This is a genomic window from Oceanobacillus arenosus, assembly GCF_003369575.1.
Taxonomy (GTDB): Bacteria; Bacillota; Bacilli; order Bacillales; family Amphibacillaceae; genus Oceanobacillus; species Oceanobacillus arenosus.
In genome coordinates this window covers 112,789-125,804 of the sequence record NZ_PIOC01000001.1, presented here as the reverse complement: position 1 = coordinate 125,804, position 13,016 = coordinate 112,789, and the positions used below count along the sequence as shown (strand labels likewise).

Genomic DNA, 13,016 nt, shown 5'->3' with positions numbered 1-13,016 from the left:
GTGAAATCATTACAAGCTTTATTAATGAGAAAAAAACTCAGAAAAGGGATAGGATTTTTATGAAAGAAATCTTAAGTAAAATCAGTGATCTAGAAGAAAAGTTAGCTCCCTTTTATAATGATCCATTTGACGTGGAAGGTTTATTTAAAAGAATTGATCCTAAAAATCTAATTAAGCCGACGATTGCTCACGAAGACTCTATTGAATGGGCAGAGGGTATTCTTAATAATGACTTTTTTTTGATAAGTAGTCTAGAGGTTATTTCTTTTGGTAGTAAAATTGATTGGAATTATAAGCACCATGTTTCGGCCAATACCTATCAACTGTATATGCAATGTTTGAATGTGATTAGTCATTTATGTGATGCATTTGTGCTTACTGAGGATAAAAAATATTTGTATAAGGCATACTCCATACTTTTAGAATGGATTCAATATATTAAAACGGATGAAGAACGGAATAAATTTAAGTGGGTAGACCATACAGTAGCAAATCGAGTAATGAATATTATTTATTTTTACAATATCGCCAAAGATCAGCTTGAAATAAATGAGAAGCTTATTGCAAAATTATTAATCGAGCATGGGGAATTTTTAGAAGATGATAAGAACTATGTTCAAAATAATCATGGAATTATGGTTGACAGGTCAATACTGCTCTTGTCCATTTTTATGGGGAATTATTCGAGAGCAAAACAATGGTTTCAAAAAGGGAAACTAAGAATAACAAATGCAGTTTATAGGGATTTCAGCTCTAAAGGAGTTCATTTAGAAAATTCTCCTTCCTATCACTTGATGACTAGAAAAATATTTAATGAGGTCGAGAGATTTTTGAGGAAAAATAAACTAACACTTGGTAATGAAATTAATCAAAAGCTATCGCAAACAAATGAATATCTTGAATATATGGTAAAGCCTAATCGGGATCTGCCATTATTGGGTGATACACAAAAGGGTAGTTATACTTGGGGAAAAAAATTATTTACGTCATTTTCTGATTCGCATGCAGGTATAACAATTATGCAAACAGAGGGAGATACAGAGGCTAATTCCACATGGATTTCCTTCATCAGCGGATATGGAAGAAAAACGCATAAACACCGTGATGATTTGTCTATTTCATTGTATTATAATGGAAAGGATATTTTGACTGATTCAGGAAGATATAATTATGATAGTAAAGACAAATTAAGAAAATATTTCTTATCTCCACAAGCCCATTCGACGATTTATATACCGGACAAGGACTATGAAATTACCGACCCATTTGAAAATAGAAATAAAATTCGTACTGTGAATTTTGTGTCTAATGATGTTTATGATTATGTTAAAGGAATCAACAATGCATATCCTGGTCTTAAAATTTCACGAGCAGTCGTGTATTTCAAGCCAAATATTGTTATCATCCACGATAAAATAAGTAGTGAAGAAGCTACGCAATTTCATCAAATATTTAACTTTGCTCCAGATGTTGAAGTTGGTGAAGTGAATAAAGATAAACTATTGGCATCTTCAGAAAACGATAAAGTGGTTTTTAAACAGTTGCTAGAGGTTGATGACGTAAAGATGTATTCAGGTGATCGTGAAACACCCCGAGCAATAATTTCTGAGAAGTTTGGAGAGATAACCAATAACACACAAGCAGCTTTTGTAAAATATGGAGACGAAGTGGAGTTTGTAACAGTAATAGCGCTTGGTGATGGAAATGAAAAGTTAAAAAATATCGCATTCGACACAGAAAATAGTGTACTTTTGATAAATATACTTGGAGACGAATACAAACTTATCATTTAATCGGTTAATTAAAAGTGGCAAGTGCAACCATTCACTGCTTATCCCGCATTATCTGGCTGTAAGAACCTTGTAAAGCTTGTCTGTGCAGTGGAGATGGTAGGGAAACCCCCACTGAATGATGAATGAGGGTTCACTTTATAGCAGAACAACAACAATTTTACAAATGGAAGCACTTATTTTTTAGCGAAATAAGTGCTTCTTTTTATCTAGCAAAAATTGTCTATTTTAGTTTAGTGGTTACATTGTATGTCCATAGTACTTTAGCAAATGTTAACAAGAGAATAGGCGAAGCAAAAGTAAATCTAAAAATTCATGCTTCTGAGAGTACAGATAGTTATATTTATGCAATGGCAAAAGGAGCAACATTTACCATACTAGAAGAAGTAAGTAGCTGGCATCGAGTAAGCTTAGGTGCTTGGAGAAATGCTAAGGTCCAAGATGTTAGGACATATTTAAATCCAACTAACTTTGTAAATGACGAAAAACAGCGATTCCAATTTCCTGATCTATCAAGACTTAGTGGCTTGTCCGTAACTGTGTTAAATACTTTCTCAAAGGTCTGGTCAAAATACGCTATATAAAATGCAATGGAATCCCTTGGATATGCTTCGCATCAATATGCAACAGATATTGGCTGGGCATCAAAACAAATTTCTAATATGTATTAGATATTCCAGTCTATAAAACTAATTAACGAAAAAACACATTAACAAAATTTGAGTTAATGTGTTTTTTTTGTTAATTGGATCAAGGAAGGCTATTAGTTATTCGATTAGTTGCTATCACAAATAGCTTTTACATTCCTTTCTAGAAAGTCTGGGAAATGTTTCGCTAAGTCCTTATGAGTACTATAATCCCCAAGGTCTAATTGTATTTCCTTTCTCCCAGTTTCTTCAAAAAAGTGTAATAGTGGAACAACATGATTAGGGTAATGTGGTTCATCTTTTCCAACATGTAATGCAATATTAGGTTGATGTTCTGACCTTTTAATCTCGTTTAATAGGATATTGTTCGCCCATTCAATGTTTTCAACTGTAATTTCACCACATAGGTATCTAAGAATTGGCGGTAGAATGGATTTCTCTTCATGCCCATCAATTTTTCCATTACTCAAATAGTTTCCAATTAATATTTGTGGACCACCTACAACTGCATAACCATATTTCCCTTTATGGCTAAAATAGAGTGCAGCGTATCCTCCCTTACTAGAACCAGCACAAATAACATTTTCTTTATCGATATCTAATTCAGTTCTCGCAGCTTCAATTAAATTTAAAACCTTATCAGAAATCGTAAAGCTTTTATTAGGTCCTAAGTAATACGATGTATGCGTTTTTTCATCTGTTCCATAATCATCCTTAATATAAAGTCGTGGTGCGTTTACGTCTTTAAGTGTTTTAATATAATTATAATAAGTCGTTCTATTAAGGTCCTTTATACCTTGAAAGATAACAATTAAGTGATTATCTTTCTTTTTGGCAAATAGGTTGGTTTTACGATTTCCAGGAAAAAACAAATACTTAATTCCTTCATCCGTTTCATTTTCTTCAATAATATTTTGATACATAATATGATCCTGCCATTTGTTGCCTGACTTAATTTGGTATTTATATTTATACAGCAGATGATTGTCTAGCTCTTTTACTTTAATTTGAACAGATTTTCTCGGCTTAATGACAATTAAGTGTGAGAATTCGTTTTTTACAATGTCCTTGAGCACTAATCTAACTTCAACATCTAAATTATGATCCTTATATGGATTGAAAGTTAAGATTTCCTCTTGCGAAAATTTCATATAATTTTGCTCCTTTAATAATAGAAGTAGAGTAATTATATTGTACCTTATAAATGTGGTTAGTGTAAAAAATGACTGTTGAATAATGTTTATATTTTTTCAACAGTTATTTGATTAAATATAAAGAGGAGTACATTATTTTACATTTTTGTATCTTTAAGGGAAATCATCAGGAAATAAATAGATAAAACCATGTTAGTCATGTTATGCTATAAGTAAATAAGTTTGAAGGAGGAACTATACTAAAGTGAAACACAATCAATTAATTAAATATCTATTTTCTATGATTCTATTGTCATTAGTACTCATATTACCGTTTCAAGTTGGAGCTGAAGAAGTAGATACATATTATTTCAACAATGGCGAGACTAAGGAGCAATTAACAGAAACAAAAGAAATACTAGTTTCTAACGGAGATGTACATTCAAAGCTTTCTATTATAGAAGGTGGTAAGGAAATTTTCAATAAAGAACTTTTTACAGTCAAAGTATCATCTCTTAAAAAAGTTGTGATTGATAACCAGAACTATGCAATAATTACTTATCGTTACGATGGTTCATCAAATGCACTATACTTTGAAGTATTAAAACTTGACGAAACAGGTGCAGAAAGTGTTTATTCATCTGATGTGTATGAACGTGCACGGATAAATATAGAAGATAATCAAATTACACTAAATTATCCTGAATTTGAGGAAGGGGATATAATGACTGAGCCTTCCAAAATTGTTACACAAACGTTTTCTATTACAAATAATATTGTAGTAGAAGGAAAAAGGGATATAGAAAATTCAAATATCCTAAGCAGTGATAAAAAGATTGGTGCCCTAAGTGAAAATCCTTCTTATGCAGAAGTTAATAAAATATTAACTGAAGAATCTCTCAAAGCTGGAGTTGCACCAGAAATCGTAAAAGCAATTGCTTTTCAAGAAAGCGGATGGCAACAAGATTGGACAGTAGTTCCAGATAGAGTTAAAGCCTGTAAAGCAGGGGACAAAACACTAGCATACGATGATACCAATGTTAAACTAGGTTATGATTGTATTGGTATTGGCATAATGCAAATTTCAAATCATATGTATTTGAAAGATGGACCTGAAAAAGAAAAGTATATTCGTGATTTGAAAACAAATATTCGCTTTAATATTCAAGAGGGAATTAAGATCTTAAAAGATAAATGGAATTATAGCAAAGCAAAAACTCCGATAATTCCAACCATTAATAATGATGATCCTATGGTAATTGAAAACTGGTATTTTGCTATAATGGCATACAATGGAATGTTACCAAGAAACAATCCATTAGAAAATCCTTATACTGCATATCAGGAAAAGGTTTTTGAGCGATTAAGAGATTATAGCTTAATCGATATTACACCATTTCCAACATATAAGTTAGAGCCGTATAAGCTAGAAAATGGTCAACTTAGATTTCATAATGAAAATGTTGTTGTAGAAGGTCCACAGCACTATTCAAGCCAGTCATTGGTGAAAAATGACACAGCTTATATCAATGCAAATGGTGTACGACTACGAAGCAGTGCAGGTGGTAGTGTAATTGGGTCCTTAAATAAAGGTACAAAAGTAACTATAACCGGGATCTATAAAGGAAATAATTCAAATGTAAATCAGTATGTATGGTTGCCAATCCGTACAAGCTCCGGTCAAACAGGCTGGGTTGCATCAAGTTATTTAAGTCCTAAAAATGAATACTTGGATGTCTACAGACTATCAGGCCTCACACGATATGAGACAGGAGTAAGTATTTCGAACTTCGGATGGCATTGGGAACAGCCGTCCTCGGTAGTCATCGGTAGAGGAGACTTGCCGATTGATGCATTAACAGGAAGTGTACTTGCTTCTAGCTTGGATTCACCTTTGTTATTAACTCAAAATAATAAAATTACAGCTTCTGTAGAGAAAGAGCTTGATAGACTACAACCTGATGTAATCTACATTTTAGGCGGAGAAACACAAGCGATATCTGCAGATGTAGAAAAAGCACTAAAAGAGAAATTCCCTAATAGCGGTATAAACCGTATTTCAGGTCGTGACCGATATGTTACTGCACTTGAGGTTGCAAAAGAAGTTGATAAACATTCTAATGTAGACGAAATTTTTGTGACTACTGGTTCAGAAACATCATCTGATCCATTGGCAATAGCGCCTTATGCAGGAGAAAATAACATTCCTATTTTACTAACAGGTAACAAAAAGTTAAACGAAAATATACAAACTTATATTACAGATTATGGTGTTAAAAAGGTAACAATTATAGGTGGAAAAATAGCTGTCTCCTCTACTGTTGAAAAACAATTGAAGGAGTTAGTCGGCACAAATAATGTCGTACGAGTATCTGGTGCTACAAGATTTGAAACAAGCACTGCGATTGTAGATCATTATTACGGAACTAGTGATATTGATAATTTATTTGTTTCGCAAGGAATGGAAACTGCTGATGCTTTAACTGCTGCTCCATTTGCAGCGAAATTAGGTGCTCCGATTATTTTGACGCTTTCAAATAAATTACCAAATGAAGTTAATACTTGGCTAAATAAAAAAGTGAATTCTAAACCAGATCTATATTTCTTAGGTGGCTCGGTAGCCATTTCTGAAAACACGAGGAACCAAATTATCAATCTAGTAAAATAACAATTTGAAAGAGGTAACCCCTAACAGTCTTAGATCTGTTAGGGGTTACCTTGATTTTAAAGTCTATAAAGTTTATAGGGTGTTATCGCTCTAATATTGGCATTAGTTTATGACGGATAATTGGAGCCAATGTGTTTGCATAAGTTGCTGTAATATGATACGAGTCTCTATAGACTAATATATTCCCAACAACTGGCTTACAGTAATCAACTTCACAGAAAGAGTCACTCAAATCAACGTAATGAACATTACTTGGTGGTTTTTCCAATTTACTCCATGCGTCTGCTGCTGGAAGAATTTCCTCACGCTCAATAGAACATTCAATAGTATCTTTCCCTTTCTCTTCAACACAGGATGGAACATCGAATCCAAATCTTGGATTATCCCTAACAGCGAAAACTGGTATATCTGCATCACTTAATGTTTCCCACTGTTTAACATATCCTTCTGGTACATTATCCAGTTCCGTGGCATCTGCAGTTGTAAAAATGATATCAGGCTTATTTGCCAGAAGAATATCTTTCAAATTTTCATTCCATTCCGTACAATCCTCAGCTTCAAATTCTTCAGCTGAGAAACGACAACCACTCTTTGTATAGTTTAGTATTTTTATTTTTTCTTCCTCTGCAAATCCTTGCAGAGCAGGAAGCCAATGTGCGGAATGAGATCCGCCAACAAGAGCTACTATATAATCAGGGCTATCTGTAACACCATACTCACATTCGATTACTTCTGATTCACCTAGCGTTTGATGACAACCATCATTATAAAGTACCGGTAAATCATTTCTTGCTTGGATAGGGGAAGGAGCTACTGGTATATCACTTTCCTCTGTTATGTTATCTTCTCCGGAAGCAAAAGCAAATACTGCTGCCCCTGGATATTCTTCATTCTCAACTACATTTTCTAAATCTGCATTCTGATGGTTAATATTTCCTGACCAGAAACCTGAAAATACTAATACTGGTGCCATGATAGCCACTGCAACCAATGCCGTTTTTAAATTTGTATTAATCGATTTATTGTTTCTGATTGGTTTTTCTATAAACGTTATCGTTAAATAAGAAAGTACAACTGCCAAAATAATAATAATAGAGCCATCTATTAAGTGAGCTGTTTCATTTCCAGTTAAGATAAAGTAAAATATCAATAAAGGCCAGTGCCACAAATAAAATCCGTAAGATATGCTGCCAAACTTTACTAGCGGTTTAGTACTTAATAGACGATGAACCCCAAATGAACCACCTTGATTCCCTGCTAAGAGGATAAAGACCGCACTCAATGTAGGCCAAAGTGCCGCGTATCCTGGAAAAACGGTAGAAACTTGTAATAGGATACCACAACTTATTAGCCCAAATAGACCAAGCCAGCCGATGATCACACTGACTGATTTACGCAAAACTATATTCGAAATCAGTAGTGCCACTATACCACCGATACTAAATTCCCATACTCTTGTAAATGTATCAAAGTATGCCCATGGTTGATTAATCTCTGTTAAATAAACAGAATAAGTAAATGACAAGCATAATATTACGATTAATGTCATTAAGAAAGTAAACCGAACTGATTTATTCAAAATATACTTTGCAAGTAGGATTGCAATAAATAATAAAAGTGGCCAAATGATATAGAATTGCCCTTGAATTGACATAGCCCAAAAATGCTGGAATGGGCTAGCCTCATTATTTTGTGCTAGATAATCAATAGCACTAGTCGCTAGCTCCCAGTTTTGGAAGTACAATGCAGAAGCAATAACTTCTGCTAGGGTTTGATCCCAGCGAACTTGCGGGAGCCATAAAATACAAGCAATCATAACGATGAACAGCACGGAAAATGCTGCCGGGAACAGCCTTTTTGCCAAACGCAAAATAAATCCAGGAAAGTCTATCCTTCCATTTCTTTCAAACCTATTTAACAGTGAAGTAGTGATTAAAAATCCGGAAACAACAAAGAAGACGTCAACACCACCTGAAACATTTCCCAGCCATATATGATATACAGCAACAAGGATTGATGCGACAGCACGCAAACCTTCTATTTCCATTCTAAATTTTCTATCTGCATTTCTATATAAATCCATTTCCACCATCCAATCTAAAAAAATGCGTAAATAATATGTTGCATAACAAAAGTGATTGATACTTTTTCTCTTCTATCTTAACCTATATATCAACTATTAATATTACCATATTTGAGAGATTGGAGAATGCTTGTATAAAAGTGTCTAGGTATTATAATAAAAGTGATATTTTAGTATACAAATTTAAAAAGGGAAGTATATCAGATAGCATGAACCATCTTAAAGTAGTCAATTGAAAGTAATTCCTATATAAATTAGTCAGACTGATAGGTGAGAAATCTAAAGAATTATGTTATACTCTTCTTAAATCTCCAACACTATTATCTTAAGTAGGTGTTCTAATGTTCAATATAGCTGAATTTATCATTGCATTCATCATTTCAGCATTAACAGCGTTTCTTATTACACCATTAATTAAAAAATTAGCCTTTAAAATAAATGCAACAGACAAACCGGATAATCATAGAAAAATGCATGATGGTGTGAAAGCAAGCTTAGGTGGATTAGCAATCTTCATTGGTGCTATTCCGGGATTTTTATTTTTGCAGCCAGAGCACCCACAAATGACAGCAATCATTATTGGGGCATGCATTATGATTATTACTGGTTTATTAGATGATATATTTGATTTGAAACCAATTTATAAACTAATAGGGCAAATTTCTGCGGCGCTTGTAGTTGTCTCTTCCGGTTTGATTATCGAGAAGCTAACGATGCCATTCTTTGGAACGGTTTATTTAGAAGGTCTTGGCTACCTCATTACAATACTTTGGATTGTTGGTGCATCGAATGCTATTAATTTCATTGATGGGTTAGATGGTCTTGCAGCAGGGGTGTCTGCGATCGGTTTAACTAGTATTCTAGTAATGGCGGTTATGGACTATCGTATTGTAGTAGCTTACCTATGTATCATATTAATAGGGAGCTGTGTTGGTTTTCTTTACCATAATTTTTATCCTGCGAAGATATTTATGGGAGATACAGGAGCATTATTCCTCGGTTATTCTATCGCAGTAATCTCGATGCTTGGACTATTTAAAAATGTTGCCTTATTTAGTTTTATCATACCAATTATCGTAATTGCAGTACCAATTTTCGATACCGTACTTGCAATAATTAGAAGGACGATCAGCAGACAAAGTCTTGCTACAGCGGATAAAAAGCATATTCATTATCAGCTAGTAAAAATGGGATTTAGTCACAGAGCATCAGTATTGATCATCTATGCATTTAGTTTCTTTTTCGGTGTTTTGGCAATTACCTTTAATAGTGGTACATTATTAACGTCGCTTATCATTTTAGGAATTGTTGTCATTGGCCTTCAAGTAATGGCGGAGATGTCAGGTGTCATGTTAAATGGCAAGCAACCATTATTAAATGGAATGCGTAGAATCGTCGGCGTACGTGCAAGGGAAAAATAAGAACTCACAAAACAAGCTCCACCTACTTTAGTGGGTGGAGCTTGTTTTGTGAGTGAAATTTGTAAGAAATGTGGTATTTTTTAGAAGACTTTGGTGACAACAAGCCTGTTGGTGATACCTTTAGTTGCACTTATGCAAGTGAGTTAGGTTTTATACTTTCTTATCGTAATGTTGATTTCCGCTTAACAATAAAAAGCTATCCTTTTATAAAATACTTCTATTTTTCAATAGTAATGAATAAGGTAATCTTGTGGTTTTTTCAATGGGATAGGGGGTGTTTTTCTGAAGTTGTCTAAAGGCAATAATTTTCATCCTACCTAGTTATTGGTAAATATTGGATAGTCCAAAAAGCACAGACTTGAAATAAGTGATTTAAAAGTAATTGTTACCACTGGTATGAAATTACTATTTATTGAATATTTCATTGACTGGGAAAATTGCCTCTAATATAATGAAAACGAACTGACATATTTCCTCCTATAATTAGCTTTAATGAAACTATGATTCTCAGAAGTTTTTATATTAGCAATTTAACAGAGCAGGAGAATTTCAAAAAGCTGAATATAGGGTTTAGAAGGAAATCAATTAAGGTATATGCTAGTTAGCTAGGTACATAGATATATACATATAATAAAAAGCGGATACATAACAACAGGACAGTTATCTTTGCTACCGTGAAATGCGTATACTCACGGGGGGTGAATTGGTTCATTCAAAGAATAGGTTAAAGGGATACTTGCAATTTATTTTAGTAGGTAAGAAAGCACGGGAACTTTCTGACTACAGAGTGCAACTAAGAATGTCACCTAAAAGCTTAGTTAAACCTTAGTTTTCTAGGAACTGTCACGTTTGCAAAAATTTGAGGAGGAATCTCATGGGGAAAAATTCTAAGGCACGTACAAAAAGGTTTAGTATTATTGCCGTATTGTTAATAGTATTCTCATTACTTGCACCAGCAGCAATTAGTGCGGAAGCGAATACAACGGCAGTAAATAAATTATCAAGTAGTTTAGTAGAACAGTTTGAGAATGAAGAAAAAGTTACTTTTATTGTAGATTTTAAAGAAAAAGCTAATACTGCTAAAGTAGCAAGTCAAGCCAAGGCAGAAGCGAGTATTGCAAACTTGTCAGCTAAAAAAGCGGAACTTTCGCAACGTGAATCTGTTATTAACGAATTAAAAGCAACTGCTAACCAATCACAAGCGAACGTGAAGGCATTTCTTAATAACAATAGCGATGTTGAAGAAGTTAAATCTTTCCATATCACGAATGCAATCGTTGTAACAGCTACACAAGAAGTAGCTGAAGAAATTGCAGCATACGATGAAGTTTCAAGTATTATTCCTAACTTTGAAGTGAAAGTGGATGAACCAGTTAGTCAATTAACAAACGAGCTTCAAAATGCAGATCAATTCTATAATGTATATCGTGTAAAAGCTCCAGAAGTATGGGAGCAAGGATTTAATGGAGAAGGACTAGTAGTTGCTAGTATTGATTCTGGCGTTCAGTGGGACCATCCATGGTTAAAAAACAATTATCGTGGGTTTAACGCAGAAACAGGAGAAGTTGATCACTCAGCTAGTTTCTTTGATGCGGTAAATGGAGAAGAAGCAGCATACGATGATCAAGGACATGGTACTCATGTTACTGGAACAATGGTTGGAACTGGAGAAGGAATAGAAATTGGTGTAGCTCCAGGAGCAAAATTTATTTCAGCAAAAGCACTTGACTCATCAAACTCTGGAACAGCCCAAGAAATTTTTGATGCAGCTCAGTGGATCCTTGAACCAGGTGGGGATGCAAATAATGCACCAGATATTGTTAATAATTCATGGGGGATGTCAGGACTTTCTCCTGAAGATGTAGGGGAATACTTCCGTGATGTAATTACGGTATGGCAAGACGCTAATATTTTCCCAGTATTTTCAGCGGGAAATGATGGTCAATTGAAAGAAGGAACAGTAGGTCTTCCAGCGCTTTACCCAGAAGCGTTTGCAGTTGGGGCAACAGATCAGAATGATGCACTTGCAGAATTCTCATCGATTGGTCCTTCACCATATGGGGAAACAAAACCAGATGTTTCAGCACCTGGTGTAGATATTATTTCATCATACCCTGGTGATATGTATGGTACTGCAAGTGGTACATCAATGGCAGCACCTGCAGTATCTGGTGTAGCAGCATTACTTCTTCAAGCTAACCCAGATGCTACAGTGGAGGAATTGAAGAATGTATTAAAAGAAACAGCAACACCACTAACAAATGAAACATATACAGAGGTACCGAATAGTGGATTTGGTCATGGATTAGTAGATGCACTTGCTGCAGCAGACGCAATTGCTGAACAGCCAGAACAACCAGAACATCCAGCAAAAGAAATTGAACGTTTATCTGGAAAGAATCGATATGAAACTGCAATTGAAGTTAGTCAAAATGGGTGGGCAGATGATTCAGTAGATAAAGTTATCGTAGCACGCGGTGATGATTTCTCTGATGCATTAGCGGGAGCACCATTAGCTTATGCATGGGATACACCAATTTTATTAACACCAAGTGACCGTATGTTAGATTCAACATTAGCTGAAATCGAGCGTTTAGGCGCTGAGGAGGTTTATGTTCTTGGTGGTGACATTGCAGTTAGTAAAAATGCACAACAGTCACTAGAAAATGCGGGTTATAGTGTTAGTCGTATTAAAGGAAATTTAAGATATGATACGGCAGTAGCAATTGCAGAAGAACTTACAGACGGTACATCTGAACAAGTTGTTATTGCAAATGGTCATAATTTCCCTGATGCATTAACAATCGGTTCATTTGCAGCACAAGCTGGAGTTCCAATTCTTTTAACAAAGGATTCTGATCTTCCAGATGCAACTGCTAATGCATTAACAGATCTTGGCGTTAAACAAACATTAGTTGTCGGTGGTACTCAAGTAGTATCTGATGATGTTAAAGCACAGCTTCCAAATGCAGAGCGCCTAAGTGGAAGTAATCGATACGGTACAAACATTGCTATTTTAGAGGCTCTTGGGGCAGATGTTAACTCTCTATACGTAGCAACAGGTACTAGATATGCGGATGCATTGACAGGTGGAGTACTTGCAGCAAAAGAAGGTAAAGGATTAGTGTTAGTACGTGATATCGTACCGAAGAATATTAGTACGTATCTATCAGGAAAAACACTAGAAGACTTAACAATCTTCGGTGGATCAGAAGCAGTTAGCGATGTAGTAAAAGAAGCACTAGAAGCTATTCTAAATAAATAAGAAACCAAT

At 34.7% G+C, this 13,016-nt stretch carries 7 protein-coding genes; 5 read left to right on the top strand and 2 right to left on the bottom strand.

The window, feature by feature from the left end:
- Positions 1-59 precede the first annotated feature (59 nt).
- Together CWR48_RS00485 and CWR48_RS00480 are read left to right on the top strand one after the other, a co-directional pair.
- Positions 60-1,793 carry a heparinase II/III domain-containing protein gene (locus CWR48_RS00485; protein ID WP_170140651.1) on the top strand — a complete coding sequence of 578 codons (1,734 nt, stop codon included), beginning with the start codon at positions 60-62 and terminating at the stop codon, positions 1,791-1,793.
- Positions 1,794-1,915: 122 nt separating this feature from the next.
- On the top strand, positions 1,916-2,374 hold the full coding sequence (locus CWR48_RS00480; RefSeq protein ID WP_115771075.1) for a hypothetical protein: 459 nt from the start codon (positions 1,916-1,918) through the stop codon (positions 2,372-2,374).
- A gap of 191 nt (positions 2,375-2,565) precedes the next feature.
- Here CWR48_RS00480 and CWR48_RS00475 read toward each other — a convergent pair whose 3' ends face one another.
- Positions 2,566-3,588 carry an accessory Sec system protein Asp2 gene (locus CWR48_RS00475; protein WP_115771074.1) on the bottom strand — a complete coding sequence of 341 codons (1,023 nt, stop codon included), beginning with the start codon at positions 3,586-3,588 and terminating at the stop codon, positions 2,566-2,568.
- A gap of 247 nt (positions 3,589-3,835) precedes the next feature.
- Between CWR48_RS00475 and CWR48_RS00470 the strand changes: the two genes are divergently transcribed.
- Positions 3,836-6,238, top strand: a complete 2,403-nt coding sequence (locus CWR48_RS00470; protein ID WP_115771073.1) for a cell wall-binding repeat-containing protein — start codon at positions 3,836-3,838, stop codon at positions 6,236-6,238.
- A gap of 82 nt (positions 6,239-6,320) precedes the next feature.
- Here the strand turns inward: CWR48_RS00470 and CWR48_RS00465 are convergent, their stop codons facing one another.
- On the bottom strand, positions 6,321-8,321 hold the full coding sequence (locus tag CWR48_RS00465) for an acyltransferase family protein (RefSeq protein ID WP_115771072.1): 2,001 nt from the start codon (positions 8,319-8,321) through the stop codon (positions 6,321-6,323).
- 341 nt (positions 8,322-8,662) lie between these two features.
- Here CWR48_RS00465 and CWR48_RS00460 point away from each other — a divergent pair, with 341 nt between their 5' ends.
- Together CWR48_RS00460 and CWR48_RS00455 are read left to right on the top strand one after the other, a co-directional pair.
- Entirely contained in the window at positions 8,663-9,742 is a 1,080-nt protein-coding gene (locus CWR48_RS00460) for a glycosyltransferase family 4 protein (RefSeq protein ID WP_115771071.1), read from the top strand.
- Positions 9,743-10,616: 874 nt separating this feature from the next.
- Complete coding sequence (locus tag CWR48_RS00455; RefSeq protein WP_115771070.1) at positions 10,617-13,007, top strand: S8 family serine peptidase; 2,391 nt, start codon at positions 10,617-10,619, stop codon at positions 13,005-13,007.
- Positions 13,008-13,016: the final 9 nt, after the last annotated feature.